Below are 12,510 nucleotides of genomic sequence, written 5' to 3' on the forward strand. Positions count from 1 at the left end.
GCCGCGCGCGGCGCGCCAGAGCCCGGTCAGGAGGCGTTGCCGAGCCGGTCCAGATCGAAGGATTCCACGTCGCGCAGAAGCTCGATGAAGCCGCGGATCTGGTGGTCGCAGGTGGCGGCGCCCTTCTCGGCGGTCGCGACTGACGCGTCGCCCACCGTGCCCGCCCCGTTCAGGTCCGAGGCGATCCAGCCATAGGCCGCAGCCCCCGTGGGCCTGAGACGCGCGAAATTTCCCATGTCCTCGGCCGAGGAGCGGAAATTGCGCGCCTGCCCCATATCGACCAGGTCCGGGCGGAAATGCAGCATGAGCGAGGTTTCCACATCGCCGCCATGGATACCGTAGGACAGCTCGTGCGCGGAATACATGCCCTCGGGGTGGCCGAAGGCGCCCCACTGGCATTTCACCGCCAGCATCCCGGCCTGCACCCGCAGCTCGCGCGCGACAATGCCGATCATGTCCAGGTTCCCGCCATGGGAATTCACGATCACCAGCTTGCGCACGCCGGCACGCGCCACCGACAGGCCGATATCGATCCAGGCCTTCATCGCGACATCCGCCGGCAGGGTGATGGTGCCCGGCGCGTGCAGATGCTCGTTCGACTTGCCCACCGCCTGCACCGGCAGGATGCGGAAATCCAGGTCCTCGGGGGCAAGCTGGACCAGCCGGCGCAGCATGCCCTCGTTTATCATGGTGTCGACGCCCACGGGCAGATGCGGGCCATGCTGCTCGATCGCCGCCGTGGGCAGGATGGCGATGGTCTTCGCGGGGTCGATGGTCTCGTATTCGGTGGTGCGGTATTCCGCCCAGTGGCGTCTCATGCGTCTCTCGCTTGTGCTGTGCCGGCGGCGGGCAGGCTGCCGCGCGCGGGCTTTCCGATCAGGCGGTCCATGGCGCGGCCCACCCGCACCAGATGCGCCGCCCGGCTTTCAGGGGTGGCCGTGTCCATGGAGTAATGCGCGGCGAATGCCGTCCGGCAGCGCCGGGCGCACAGAAGCCTGATGCCGCGCAGGATGGTCCGCCTGCCCGGCGCGCCCACGAACCAGGTCAACAGCCGCGAGGCGCCGCAGGTGGTAAAGCAGCCCAGCCGCTCGATATGGGTGAGCGTCGGGATGATGTCGCCCGTTTCGGGCAGGCGAAAGGCCACATCGGGCAGAAGCACCCGGTCGAGCCAGCCCTTCAGCGCCGCCGGCAGCCCGTACCACCAGGTCGGATAGACGAAGATCAGCGTGTCGCAGTCGCGCAGCGCCTGGATATGGGGGGCCAGCGGGCTGCCGGTCTGCGGCCCGTCGAGATAGCTGTCCCACTCGGCACGGCTGAGGACGGGGGGGAAATTCTCGGCATAGACGTCGATCACCCGGCACTCGGCACCGGCGGCCGTCAGCTTCGCGATCACCACGTCGCGCACGGCAGCGGTGAAGCTGTCGGGGCTGGGATGGCAATAGACGACCAAGGCTCGCATCAGAATTCCTGCATCTCGCGGGTGACGCGCCGGACGAAAGCCCCGCGCGCCGCGTCATCCGCCCGGTTCATGTCATAAAGCGCCAGATAGCGCATCTTGCGGGCCTGCGTCACATAGCGCAACGTCCGCTTGGTCAGCCTGCGCGGCGGATCGCCCGCGACGAAGGCCCTGACCCTGGTGCCGCCATAGGTGGTGACGGCGGCCACCTTGCGGATATTGGTCAGGTTCGGGCGTACATGGCCATCGACCAGCCGGAACGACACGCCGGGCAGGAACACCCGGTCGAAGAACCCCTTCAGGATCGCCGGGTAGCCGAAATTCCAGACCGGGTAGCACAGGACCAGCGCCTGCGCCCCGCGAAGCCGCTCGACATAGGATGCGACCGGGGCAGTGTTGGTGGCAAGGTCGTGGTAGCCTCGCCGTTCCCCGGCCGACAGGACCGGGTCGAAGCCTTCGGCGTAAAGGTCGCAGTCGTCCACCTCCCAGCCCCGGGCTGTCAGCGTCTCGACCACGGCACCGTGAAGCGCCGCGGCGAAGCTTTCACCACAGGGATGGGCATAAAGGACGAGCGCGCGGGTCATGCGACGCACCCCGGACAGCCCCGCGCCACGCGCCCCGGCCCCGAGCCGGGGCCTTTCGCCGGCGGGGTCCCGGCTCGGGGCCGGGACAGGGTGCGCGTGATCATTCGGCGGCCTTCATCCCCGGATAGGCGTAGACCCGGTCGTATTTGAAGTCCGGATCGTCCCAGGCGATCATCTTGCCGGGATTGAGCAATCCCTTCGGATCCGCTTCCTTCTTGAAGCGCAGCTGGCGGTCGTCCACGGTCTGCCGCCCGCCTTCCTCAAGCGTGTAGCGGTGGGGGTTGAAGATCATGGCCCCCGCTTCCTCGTGGGCGCGGACGATCTCGTCCAGCCGCTCCTCGGTGGTGAACTTCACCAGGCTCAGGCCCGCAAAGATAACCTTGCCGCCCTCGCGCAGCACCTCGAGATGCTGGAGCACCTCGGGAGAGAACTTCTCGCGCATCTTCGCCACCAGCTCGCGGTGCCGCGGGAAGCCGTAGCGCACCTGAAGATAGGTGATCGACGGATCGACCTTGAGCGCGCGCAGCGTGGTATGGTTCCAGCCATATTCGAACACCGGGCCGGGGCCCCGCGCCCAGTCGTTGTCGTCCGAGCGGTAGATGATCCGCGCCCTTGGCCTGCGGCCCAGGAAGGTCAGGAATCCGTCCATCGAATGCGGCGCGACCATCAGGCCCACAAGATTGGTGGCGGGCTCGACATGAGGTTTCACGCGCTGGAAATAGTCATGCGCGATGGGGGCCTCGAACACGGTGGCAAGCTTGATGAGGATGCCGTCCTGGTTCGCCAGATCCTCGGCAAAGGCCATGGCATCGTCGAATTCGTCGGTGGCCACGAACATCTCGACCCAGTCATAGGCGGGGGCGAGCGGCATCTCGATCTCGCTGATGATGCCGTTGGTGCCGTAGGCGTGGCTGACGCGGGCCAGTTCCTCGCCGCGGAATTCCAGCACGCGGGGCTCTTCCTCCATCGTGACCACGCGCAGGCGGATGATGTTGCCGAGGTCGCGCAAAGAGCCCCAGGTGCAGGAACCCACGCCGCCCGAGCCGCCGGCGATGAAGCCGCCGATCGTGGCCGTGGCCCAGGTCGAGGAGAACATCCGGATTTCCTGCCCCGAATGCGCCTTGGTGGCGGCGTCCAGGTCCTTCAGCAGGCAGCCCGGCTCGACGATCACGCGGCCGGGGTGGATCTCCTTCACCGCGGCCATGTTGCGCATGTGCAGGACGCAGCCGCCCGCAAGCGGCATGGCCTGGCCGTAATTGCCGGTGCCCGCGCCGCGCGTCGTGACGGGGACGTTGTGCCTGTAGCAGGTGCGCAGCACCTCGATCACCTCGGCCTCGGTCCTCGGGGCCACGGCGAAATCGCCTACCACATGATCCAGCCGCGCCTTCAGCACCGGCGAGTACCAGAAGAAGTCCCGGCTTTTCGCCTTGAGCGAGACCGGGTTCTCATCGAGTTCGAGATGGGCGAGCGCGGCCTTGGCGGCGGCTATGTCGGCGGTCATTTTCCCTCCATGAGATCGTCAAGCTCGGCATGGGCCGGCAGGGTGCGGTCGATGGCCCGCCCGCCGCGCACCACCACGCGGTCGGATTGCGGCCGGGCGAAGAACTCGGTCCAGCTGCGGGCGTTGAACAGGATGAAATCGGCGGGCTCGCCGAGCTTGCCGCAGGGCGCGAAGCCGCAGACATCGGCGGGCGTCCTGTTCACCGAAAAGGCCCAGTCGCCGCGCGAATGATCCAGATGCCCGATCCGGGTCGCCTCGCGCAGCACCTCGACCAGGTCCATGTCGCCATAGGCGTAGAACGGATCCCGGGTGTTGTCGGACGCGAAGGACACCGGGATCCCCCGCGCCGCCATCTCGTGCACCAGCGTGATCCCGCGATACCGCGGGGTTCGGCCCGGCTGGCGGTCCTGAAGGTACAGGTTGCACATCGGCAGGCTGACCACGGCGATCCCCGCCTCGGCCACCAGGTCCAGCGTGTGGTCCGCCTCGGCCGGATCCTGCGTGGACAGCGAACAGCAGTGGCCCACCACCACCGGCGCATCGAAGCCGGTCTTCAGCACCGTCTCTGCGATCACCCGCAGCGTGGCAGAGGTCGGGTCCAGCGTCTCGTCCACATGGAAATCCACCGGCAGGCCGCGCGCGGAGGCCAGCTTCAGGACGGTCTCGACCCGGCGGGCGATGTCCGGGATCGGATAGGTCACAGCCCCCAGCACGCCGTCGAAGCGCTTCACCAGGTCGGCGGTATGGGCATAGGCGCCATCCTCGGTCACGTTGTCGGCCGCGACCAGCGCGGCCGCCTGCAACTCGATCCGCCCGCGCCAGTCGGCCCGCACCTCGTCGAAAAGGGGCCAGGATATGTCGTCCTGCGGCGCGATGCTGTCGAGATGGGTACGCACCGCGCGCGTGCCGTGGGCAAAGGCGCATTTCAGCGAGAACTCCATCCGCCGGCGCACGTCATCCGCGCTCCAGTTCGCGGCGCGGTCCCCGGCCACGGTGGTGAGCGCCCCCATGAAAGAGCCGTCGGGATTGGCCGCGCGCGGCCAGATATGGCCCTTGTCCAGATGGGTGTGCATGTCCACCCCACAGGGCAGGACGATGGCGCCCTTCATGTCGAGGGTGGCATCGGCCGGCCCGTCGGCCAGCCGGCCATCCGCCACCGTCAGGGACAGGGGCGCGAAACCCGTGCCGGGCTGGCCCAGATAGCAGGCCGGGGTGCGCAGGTTCTTGAGCCGGAAGCGCCCGGCCTCCGGCAAGGTCACGAAATCCAAGTCAGACCTCTCGCTTGATGGCGCTCTCGTGCCATTTGTGAAGCAGCATGTGCGACAGGAAACTGAGGCAGGCGAAGATCACGACCCCGGTCGCGGCAATCAGGATCAGCGCCGCGAACATGCGCGGGATGTTCAGCCGGTAGCCCGCCTCGAGGATGGTGAAGGCAAGGCCCGAGCCGATGCCGCCCGTTCCTGCCACATATTCCGCGACAACCGCGCCGATCAGCGCAAGCCCGCCCGCGATGCGCAGGCCGCCCAGGAAATAGGGCAGCGCCGAGGGCAGTTGCAGGTAGCGCAGCCGCTGCCAGCGGGTCGCGCCGTAGATGCGGAACAGGTCGCGCAGGTTGTGATCGGCCGAATTCAGCCCGAGCGTGGTGTTGGACAGCACCGGGAAGAAGGCGACGATCCAGGCGCAGATCAGCAGGCCCGCGATCTTGCTGTCCACATAGATGAAGATCAGCGGCGCGATCGACACGATGGGCGTGACCTGAAGGATGACCGCATAGGGATAGAACGACATCTCTACGAAGCGGGACTGGGTGAACAGCACCGCCAGCCCCACGCCGCCCACGACCGCGATGAGCAGCGCCAGCAGCGTGATCTGCAACGTGACCAGCAGCGCGTCGAACAGCAGCGCCCAGTCCTCGAGCAGCGTCTCGAACACCAGAAGCGGGCCGGGCAGGATGTAATGCGGGATGCCGTTCAGCGTGACGACCAGGTGCCAGGCCAGCACGCTCAGCGCCATGACGATGGCGGGCAACGCCCATTTCGCGATGCGGTTCACCCTGGCCCGGCGCAGGCGGTCCTGTTCCTCGCGGTCGATGCGGGCGTCGATGGCGTCGGCGGCGGCGGGCCGCGTCTCGGCAAGGGTCATGCGGCTTCTCCCATCGCTTCGTGCAGCGCGTCCGAGGCGGCGCGCGTATAGGCGGCGTACTCGACCGAGGTGCGGAACACGTCGTCGCGCGGATAGGGCGCATCGACCTGCAACTCGCGGATCACGCGGCCCGGACGCGCGGCCATGATCACGATGCGGTCGGACAGGAACACGCTCTCGAACACCGAATGGGTCACGAAGATCACCGTGCAGCCGATCTTTGCCTTCATCTCCAGCAGGTCGTTGTTCAGCTTGAAGCGGGTGATCTCGTCAAGCGCGGCGAACGGCTCGTCCATCAGGATCAGCTTCGGATGCGTGACCAGCGCACGGGCGATCGAGACGCGCATCTTCATGCCACCCGACAGCTCGCGCGGGTAGGACTTCGCGAATTTCTCCAGCCCCACCAGCCGCAGCGTGTCCATGATCTCGTCGCGCACGGCGTATTTCGTGGCACCCCGCAGGCGCAGCGGCAGCCAGACATTGTCCTCGACCGTGGCCCAGGGCATCAGCGTCGGTTCCTGGAACACCACGCCCAGCGCCCCCTCGTCCTGCGCCTGTTCCCAGCGGATCCGGCCCGAGGTCGGATGCGAGAGCCCCGCGATCAGCCTGAGCGCGGTGGACTTGCCGCATCCCGACGGACCCAGAAGCGAGATGAAATCCCCCTCGCGCACGTCGAGCGACATGTCCCGCAGCGCCACCACGTCGCCTGCGAACACCTTGTCCACGCCGCGCAGCGACAGAAGCGTTCTTGCCTGTTCGTTCACCTGAAATCCCCTTTGCGGGCGGGGCGGGCGCCATGTCGGGCGCCCGCCGGTCTGGTCCGGACTTACGGCTTCAGATCCATGCCCACGCCCTTGTTCACGAAGTCGAGCGTGTAGGTCGCCGAATAGTCGAGATCCGCCGGAACCACGCCGGCGGCGACCATCTTGTCGTAGAAGTCCCGGATCGACTCGTCGGTCATGGCGCCGATGCCCAGCGTCAGCGCGTCGCCGCTGTCGGCGATGCCGTATTCCTTCATCTTCTCGATGGCGAAGGCGATCTTGTCGTCGGTCATCTCGGGGTTGTCGCGCTTGATAAGGTCGTTGGCGGCGGTGTTGTCCCCGTAGAGATAGTTGTACCAGCCCTTGATCGAGCCATCGACGAAGCACTGCACCACCTCGGGGCTTTCCTCGATGGTCCGGGCCATCGTCTCGATCGTGGTGGCGTAGGACGAAAAGCCCGCATCCGCGATCAGGAACACGTTGGGGGTGAAGCCGCCCTCCTTCTCGATCACATAGGGCTCGGACGACAGGTAGCCCTGCATCCCCGTGCGCTTGTCGGCAAGGAACGGCGCGGGGTTGAACGTGTAGGGTACGCGCTGCTCGGCGGTGAAGCCCCAGGCGTCGATCATCCACTGGTAATAGGTCTGGTAGCCGTTGTCGCCGATCAGCAGCGTCAGGTCCTTCAGCTCTTCCCAGGTGTCGGCCTCGCCGGGATGGGCGACGATCACCTGCGGGTGCTTCTGGAAGATGGCCGCCACGGTCACGACGGGGATGTTTTCCTGCGCCGCGTTGAACGGGCCCAGCAGGTCGCCGCCCATGTGGAAGTCGATCCGCCCCGCCAGCATCAGCGCGCGGTTGTTCACCTGCGGGCCGCCCGGCACGATGGTCACATCGAGCCCGCACTCGGCATAGGTGCCATCCGCGACGGACTGGTAGAAGCCGCCATGCTCGGCCTGCGCCAGCCAGTTGGTGCCGTAGGACACCGGCACGAGATCCTGCGCCTGCGCGGCCAGCGCGCTTCCCAGGATGGAACCGGCCATCAGGCCGGCAAGAACGGTGCGAGTCATGTTACCTCCACAGTGGAATCCCCGGGGGCCCACAATCATCCCGGACCCGTTCGCGCACAAGAATTTCGCATATCGCAGGAAAGGGAAACAGGCAAAGCCCCGAAAATGACCAACCGGCGCAGCATCTGCCCGTATTATCGACAGAAGATGGACAAGAGCGCGGCATCGGATTGCCAAACCGCACGCCGACGGGGCAGTCTGCGCCCGCCCGCCAACCCGCAGGACCACCATGAAAGCGCATACGCCCGCAACGATCCGCCCGCCCTTCGCCCGCTATTCCCACGCGGTCGAGGTGCCCGCCGGCCACCGGCTGATCCTGCTCTCGGGCCAGCTCGGCATCGCGCCCGACGACCACATCCCCGAGGGTGCGGGCGCGCAGGCGGATCTGTGCTTTGCCAATATCGACGCGATCCTCGCCTCGGCCGGGGCCGACCGCGACGCCATCGTACGGGTGAACGCCTATGTCACCGACCGCGCGCATCTGGCCGACTACATGGCGGCGCGCGACCGCTATCTGGGGCAGGTCACGCCGCCGCCCGCCTCGACGCTGATGATCGTCTCGGGCTTCGCGCGCGAGATCTTCAAGGTCGAGATCGAGGTGCTGGCAGCCCTTCCCGGCTGAGACCTCAGGCGATGGCCAGTCCCTGGTCGACCGCGTAGCCCATGTCCGCCAGCGAGGCCGTGGTCAGTTCTGTCAGGATGCCGGCATCGTTCAGGTAGGGCGTCATCAGCTCGTCCCCGAACGTGCCCTCGTCCCAGTGACCGCCGGGGGCAAGGGTGCCATCATCGAGCATCACGACCTCGATCGGCACGCCGTCCACATCCGCCAGCGACGCCCAGCCATCGGCCTGCTGGCCGGCATCGGACCCGAGCCAGTCGACATAGACCGCAAGCGCCTGCGCACCGGTATAGGCCCAGCCGGTCGGCCCGTCGCTTTCGGCCACCAGCCCGAAGCTGTCCCACAGCGTGCCCACTCCCAGCACATGCAGCATCTCGTGCAGCACCACCTCGTCCCAGAGCCCGGCATCGTCGAGCCAGAGCGCATCGGCCGTGTCGAAGGCCATCAGCCCCTGGTAGGGCAGGTCGCGCGCGGTCGGCACATAGGGGCCGCCATAGCCCAGAACGCCGCCCACACCGTCCATTTCCTCCAGCGAGGCGCTGATCCGCAGGTCGTCGATCTGCACGAAAGAGCCGGTGCCGGGGTAGTAGGTCAGGATGTTGCCAAGCCCCTGGAGCACCAGGTCGCTCAGGAACTCGGCCGCGTCGATGAACTCCTGTTGCAGATCGACGGTCCAGCCGGTGCCGAAGAAATCGATCTGGATGTTGTAGGTGTCGGTGCGCCCGCGGTCCTTGTCGCCCGAGACGTAGCCGGTCAGGACCGATCCGCCGCCGCCATCCGCGCCGCCGCCCCCGTCGCCGCCATCGGAACCGCCCGGCCGTCCCTTCTCGCCGCCCTTGGCTGCTTCGATGACGGGCGTCCCCGGATCGGGCTCTGCCCAGGGCGCGCCCGGCGCCATCTCCGCGCGAGTCCGGTCCGCGCCGGACGCAGCCCCGCCGAACAGGCGCAGCCCGCTTTCAAGGCGGAACTCGAAAATGTCGGCGTCGCCTTCGTTGTCGTCAAGGAATTCGGAAATCGTCAGGATTGTCACCGCGGCCCCCTATTGCAAGATCGACAATCATTACTGCGGAACAGGCCGCATGTTGCTGATGAATAGCGCAGAAACGGCGTTCGATCCAACGTTTCCGACCCCGTGCGGCTTGCCAGATGCCGCTGGCAGATCCGTTGCGCGCGGATTACCCTGCGCTTCCATGGACTTGCCATCAGGAACCGCGCAACGATGGAATGGATAGACCGCTTTCCCGGCCTCGACCGGCTTTCGCCCGGGATCCGCGGCCCGCTGGTGGCACGCTCGCGCGTGATCCGGGTGCCGAAGGGCACGGTCATCTTCGGCCCCGGCAGGCCGCCCGAGAACCTGCTTCTGCTGCTCGAGGGGACGGTGCGGGTGCAGCAGACATCCGAGTCGGGGCGCGAGATCGTGCTCTATCGCGTTCATGCCGGGGAAAGCTGCGTGCTGACCACGGCCTGCCTGCTGGCGCATGAGGACTACACCGCCGAGGGCATCGCCGAGACGGACGTCCTGGCCGTGGCGATCCCGCGCAGCCTGTTCGACGAGCTGCTGGCCAGTTCCGAGACGTTCCGGCACTTCGTCTTTTCCGCCTATTCCCGGCGTATCGCGGACCTGTTCTTCACCATCGAGGAGGTCGCCTTCCGCCGCATCGACATCCGGCTGGCGCACAAGCTGCTGGAACTGCGCAACGGCGGGGACCAGGTCCACGCCACGCACCAGCAGCTTGCGGCCGAGCTGGGATCCGCGCGCGAGGTCATCAGCCGGCAGCTTCAGGACTTCCAGCGCCGCGGCTGGGTCGAACTTGCCCGCGGCACGATCCGGCTGACCGACGCGGCGGCGCTGGGCAAGCTTTCTGAAGCGCCGTGACAAGGAAAGCGGTCCGCTTGGTGACAAGGTCACGGAAGCGCGCCGCGCGAATCGCTATTCTCGGATCATCAACCAGACACCGAGAGGCCTGTCATGACTGCCAACATGGGAACTACCGACCGCATCCTTCGCCTGATCGCGGGGATCGTCCTGATCGCCCTGCCCTTCCTGCCGGGTCTTGCCGCCTTTGACGCGGGCTTCCTGCGCTGGGCGGCGCTGGTGGTGGGCGTGGTGATGCTGCTGACCGCCTTGACCCGCTTCTGCCCGGCCTACACGCTGCTGGGCATCAAGACCTGCAAGAGCTGACATGGAAACCGAATTCACTCCTTTCGCATCCCTGGGCGGCGGCGCGGTCATCGGACTCGCCGCCGTGCTTCTCATGGCCTTTCACGGCCGCATCTTCGGCGCCACCGGCATCCTGTCGGGCATCCTGTCGCCCGCAGGCATCTGGGACTGGTCCTGGCGCGCGGCGGTGCTGGCCGGGATGGTCAGCGGGCCGCTGGCCTATCTGGCGGTGACCGGCGGGATGCCGGACATCGCGGTGCCGGTCTCGACGCCCATGCTGGTGATCGGCGGCTTCGTCGTCGGCATCGGCGTGACCTTCGGCAGCGGCTGCACCTCGGGGCACGGGGTCTGCGGCAACGCGCGCCTGTCGCCCCGCTCGATCGCCGCGACCCTGACCTTCATGCTGACGACCGGCGTCACCGTCTACCTTGTCCGCCACGTTTTCGGAGCCTGAGACCATGCGCCTGATTTCCGCCTACCTGATCGGCCTGATCTTCGGCATCGGCATCTCGATCTCCGGCATGGCCAACCCGGCCAAGGTGCTGAACTTCTTCGACGTGGCAGGCGCCTGGGATCCCAGCCTGATGTTCGTCATGGGCGGCGCGCTGGCCGTCACCTTTGCGGGCTACCGCCTGGTCCTGCGCCGCCCCGCGCCGCTGATCGAACGCAGCTTCCAGATCCCCGCCGGGCGCAGCATCGACCTGCGGCTGATCGGCGGGTCGGCCGTGTTCGGCGTGGGCTGGGGCATCGCGGGCTTCTGCCCCGGCGGCGCGCTGCCCGCGCTGGGCACGGGCCGGTCCGAGGTGCTGATCTTCACCGCCGCCATGATCGCGGGCATCTTTGCTGCCAAGGGGCTGCTGCGCATGGCCCGCCCCAAGGAACCGCCGCTCGAGGGTGCGACCCGCGCCTGAGCAACGCATATGAGGATACGAGCATGACCACCAACTACCCCATCGACATGAGCGTCACCCCCGAGGTGAAGGGCTTCTTCGACCCGGCGACCAACACGATCACCTATGTCGTGCGCGACCCGAACTCGGACGCCTGCGCGATCGTCGACTCGGTCATGGACATCGACTACGCCGCCGGCCGCATCAGCTATGACCACGCCGACGAGGTGATCGCCCATGTCCGCGAAAAGGGCCTGCGCGTCGAGTGGCTGATCGAGACCCATGTCCATGCCGACCACCTGTCGGCCGCGCCCTATATCCAGGCGCAGCTGGGCGGCAAGCTGGGCATTGGCGAGAACATCACCATCGTGCAGGAAACCTTCGGCAAGATCTTCAACGAGGGCACCGAGTTCCAGCGCGACGGCAGCCAGTTCGACCGGCTGTTCAAGGATGGCGACACCTATCGCATCGGCGGCCTGACCGCCTTCGTCATGCACACGCCCGGCCACACGCCGGCCTGCATGACCCATGTGATCGGCAACTCGGCCTTCGTGGGCGACACGCTGTTCATGCCCGATGGCGGCTCGGCGCGGGCGGACTTCCCCGGCGGGGATGCCGGCACGCTTTACGACTCGATCCAGCGCGTGCTGTCCCTGCCCGACGACATGAAGCTTTTCATGTGCCATGATTACGGCCCCAACGGCCGCGACATCCAGTGGGAGACCACGGTCGGCGAGGAGAAGGCCCACAACATCCATGTCGGCCAGGGCAAGACCCGCGAGGAGTTCGTGGCCATGCGCGAGGCGCGCGACGCGACGCTGGCCATGCCGAAGCTGATCGTGCCCTCGCTGCAGGTGAACATGAAGGCGGGCAAGCTGCCCAGGGCCGAGGACAACGGCACCGCCTATCTCAAGGTGCCGCTGAACCGGCTCTGAGGCGCAAGGTCAAAGGAGGCCCTGTCATGATCGGACGTCAACTCGTGCCCGGCCTGTCGGTCGGCGCCCAGATCCACCCCGAGGACCTGCCCGCGCTGGCACGCGCCGGCATCCGAGGCATCATCATCAACCGCCCCGATGGCGAAGAGCCGGGCCAGCCCGGGCATGACGCCATCACCGAGGCGGCGCTCGCGGTCGGCATCCACACCCGCTATATCCCCGCCTTCCACGGCCAGATCGGCGAGGCGGAGGTGCAGGCCTTCGCCGCGGCGCTCGACACGCTGCCCGAACCGATCTTCGCCTATTGCCGCAGCGGGGCCCGCTCGACCCTGCTGTGGAACATGGCGGAACCCCTCAGCCGCCGCTTCGGCAGCGTCGGCTGATCCGACACAGA

Annotated in this window: 16 protein-coding genes; 7 read left to right on the forward strand and 9 right to left on the reverse strand. The window is 67.2% G+C overall.

The features are described from left to right. Positions 1 to 26 precede the first annotated feature (26 nt). The 8 genes from HMH01_RS11780 to HMH01_RS11815 all read right to left on the reverse strand — a co-directional run bounded on the left by HMH01_RS11780 (position 27) and on the right by HMH01_RS11815 (position 7,511). The gene (locus HMH01_RS11780; RefSeq protein ID WP_171325784.1) at positions 27 to 818 is read right to left on the reverse strand and encodes a creatininase family protein; all 792 of its coding nucleotides are present in this window, start codon (positions 816 to 818) and stop codon (positions 27 to 29) included. Continuing rightward, positions 815 to 1,459, reverse strand: coding sequence for an NAD(P)H-dependent oxidoreductase (locus HMH01_RS11785; RefSeq protein WP_171325785.1), 645 nt, complete (start codon positions 1,457 to 1,459; stop codon positions 815 to 817). The genes HMH01_RS11780 and HMH01_RS11785 overlap by 4 nt, the downstream gene beginning before the upstream one ends. After that, on the reverse strand, positions 1,459 to 2,040 hold the full coding sequence (locus tag HMH01_RS11790; protein ID WP_171325787.1) for an NAD(P)H-dependent oxidoreductase: 582 nt from the start codon (positions 2,038 to 2,040) through the stop codon (positions 1,459 to 1,461). Before HMH01_RS11790 ends, HMH01_RS11785 begins: the two co-directional genes overlap by 1 nt. Positions 2,041 to 2,140: 100 nt before the next feature. Then, positions 2,141 to 3,541, reverse strand: a complete 1,401-nt coding sequence (locus HMH01_RS11795; RefSeq protein ID WP_171325789.1) for an FAD-binding oxidoreductase — start codon at positions 3,539 to 3,541, stop codon at positions 2,141 to 2,143. Next, positions 3,538 to 4,800 (reverse strand): cytosine deaminase, encoded by a 1,263-nt coding sequence (locus tag HMH01_RS11800; RefSeq protein WP_343035336.1) that lies wholly within the window; start codon positions 4,798 to 4,800, stop codon positions 3,538 to 3,540. Before HMH01_RS11800 ends, HMH01_RS11795 begins: the two co-directional genes overlap by 4 nt. Before the next feature lie 10 nt (positions 4,801 to 4,810). Then, a complete protein-coding gene (locus tag HMH01_RS11805) occupies positions 4,811 to 5,683 on the reverse strand; it encodes an ABC transporter permease (protein WP_171325793.1) in 873 nt (290 codons plus the stop codon). After that, positions 5,680 to 6,447 carry an ABC transporter ATP-binding protein gene (locus HMH01_RS11810; protein WP_343035264.1) on the reverse strand — a complete coding sequence of 256 codons (768 nt, stop codon included), beginning with the start codon at positions 6,445 to 6,447 and terminating at the stop codon, positions 5,680 to 5,682. The genes HMH01_RS11805 and HMH01_RS11810 overlap by 4 nt, the downstream gene beginning before the upstream one ends. 62 nt (positions 6,448 to 6,509) lie before the next feature. Then, positions 6,510 to 7,511 (reverse strand): ABC transporter substrate-binding protein, encoded by a 1,002-nt coding sequence (locus HMH01_RS11815; RefSeq protein ID WP_171325795.1) that lies wholly within the window; start codon positions 7,509 to 7,511, stop codon positions 6,510 to 6,512. 229 nt (positions 7,512 to 7,740) lie between these two features. On the opposite strand from HMH01_RS11815, the gene HMH01_RS11820 reads away from it, so the two are divergent. Beyond that, positions 7,741 to 8,133, forward strand: a complete 393-nt coding sequence (locus HMH01_RS11820) for a RidA family protein (RefSeq protein ID WP_171325797.1) — start codon at positions 7,741 to 7,743, stop codon at positions 8,131 to 8,133. 4 nt (positions 8,134 to 8,137) lie between these two features. On the opposite strand, the gene HMH01_RS11825 is transcribed toward HMH01_RS11820, so the two are convergent. Next, positions 8,138 to 9,160 carry a hypothetical protein gene (locus HMH01_RS11825; protein ID WP_171325799.1) on the reverse strand — a complete coding sequence of 341 codons (1,023 nt, stop codon included), beginning with the start codon at positions 9,158 to 9,160 and terminating at the stop codon, positions 8,138 to 8,140. A gap of 189 nt (positions 9,161 to 9,349) precedes the next feature. On the opposite strand from HMH01_RS11825, the gene HMH01_RS11830 reads away from it, so the two are divergent. The 6 genes from HMH01_RS11830 to HMH01_RS11855 all read left to right on the forward strand — a co-directional run bounded on the left by HMH01_RS11830 (position 9,350) and on the right by HMH01_RS11855 (position 12,499). Continuing rightward, positions 9,350 to 10,006 carry a Crp/Fnr family transcriptional regulator gene (locus HMH01_RS11830; protein ID WP_171325801.1) on the forward strand — a complete coding sequence of 219 codons (657 nt, stop codon included), beginning with the start codon at positions 9,350 to 9,352 and terminating at the stop codon, positions 10,004 to 10,006. A 93-nt stretch (positions 10,007 to 10,099) separates the two neighbouring features. Further along, positions 10,100 to 10,312 (forward strand): YgaP family membrane protein, encoded by a 213-nt coding sequence (locus HMH01_RS11835; RefSeq protein WP_171325803.1) that lies wholly within the window; start codon positions 10,100 to 10,102, stop codon positions 10,310 to 10,312. Position 10,313: 1 nt separating this feature from the next. Beyond that, the gene (locus HMH01_RS11840; protein ID WP_171325805.1) at positions 10,314 to 10,745 is read left to right on the forward strand and encodes a YeeE/YedE family protein; all 432 of its coding nucleotides are present in this window, start codon (positions 10,314 to 10,316) and stop codon (positions 10,743 to 10,745) included. Positions 10,746 to 10,749: 4 nt separating this feature from the next. Continuing rightward, positions 10,750 to 11,202 (forward strand): DUF6691 family protein, encoded by a 453-nt coding sequence (locus HMH01_RS11845; protein ID WP_171325807.1) that lies wholly within the window; start codon positions 10,750 to 10,752, stop codon positions 11,200 to 11,202. Between the two features lie 23 nt (positions 11,203 to 11,225). Next, the gene (locus HMH01_RS11850; RefSeq protein ID WP_171325809.1) at positions 11,226 to 12,116 is read left to right on the forward strand and encodes an MBL fold metallo-hydrolase; all 891 of its coding nucleotides are present in this window, start codon (positions 11,226 to 11,228) and stop codon (positions 12,114 to 12,116) included. A gap of 26 nt (positions 12,117 to 12,142) precedes the next feature. After that, on the forward strand, positions 12,143 to 12,499 hold the full coding sequence (locus HMH01_RS11855) for a protein tyrosine phosphatase family protein (protein ID WP_171325811.1): 357 nt from the start codon (positions 12,143 to 12,145) through the stop codon (positions 12,497 to 12,499). The last annotated feature ends 11 nt before the right edge of the window (positions 12,500 to 12,510 follow it).

The sequence above is a fragment of the Halovulum dunhuangense genome (genome assembly GCF_013093415.1).
Lineage (GTDB): Bacteria > Pseudomonadota > Alphaproteobacteria > Rhodobacterales > Rhodobacteraceae > Halovulum > Halovulum dunhuangense.

Bases quoted from the DNA above. Each gene is read 5' to 3' on its own strand.
- HMH01_RS11780 (WP_171325784.1), bottom strand. From the start codon at position 818: ATGAGACGCCACTGGGCGGAATACCGCACCACCGAATACGAGACCATC.
- HMH01_RS11785 (WP_171325785.1), bottom strand. From the start codon at position 1,459: ATGCGAGCCTTGGTCGTCTATTGCCATCCCAGCCCCGACAGCTTCACC.
- HMH01_RS11790 (WP_171325787.1), bottom strand. From the start codon at position 2,040: ATGACCCGCGCGCTCGTCCTTTATGCCCATCCCTGTGGTGAAAGCTTC.
- HMH01_RS11795 (WP_171325789.1), bottom strand. From the start codon at position 3,541: ATGACCGCCGACATAGCCGCCGCCAAGGCCGCGCTCGCCCATCTCGAA.
- HMH01_RS11805 (WP_171325793.1), bottom strand. From the start codon at position 5,683: ATGACCCTTGCCGAGACGCGGCCCGCCGCCGCCGACGCCATCGACGCC.
- HMH01_RS11815 (WP_171325795.1), bottom strand. From the start codon at position 7,511: ATGACTCGCACCGTTCTTGCCGGCCTGATGGCCGGTTCCATCCTGGGA.
- HMH01_RS11820 (WP_171325797.1), top strand. From the start codon at position 7,741: ATGAAAGCGCATACGCCCGCAACGATCCGCCCGCCCTTCGCCCGCTAT.
- HMH01_RS11830 (WP_171325801.1), top strand. From the start codon at position 9,350: ATGGAATGGATAGACCGCTTTCCCGGCCTCGACCGGCTTTCGCCCGGG.
- HMH01_RS11835 (WP_171325803.1), top strand. From the start codon at position 10,100: ATGACTGCCAACATGGGAACTACCGACCGCATCCTTCGCCTGATCGCG.
- HMH01_RS11840 (WP_171325805.1), top strand. From the start codon at position 10,314: ATGGAAACCGAATTCACTCCTTTCGCATCCCTGGGCGGCGGCGCGGTC.
- HMH01_RS11845 (WP_171325807.1), top strand. From the start codon at position 10,750: ATGCGCCTGATTTCCGCCTACCTGATCGGCCTGATCTTCGGCATCGGC.
- HMH01_RS11850 (WP_171325809.1), top strand. From the start codon at position 11,226: ATGACCACCAACTACCCCATCGACATGAGCGTCACCCCCGAGGTGAAG.
- HMH01_RS11855 (WP_171325811.1), top strand. From the start codon at position 12,143: ATGATCGGACGTCAACTCGTGCCCGGCCTGTCGGTCGGCGCCCAGATC.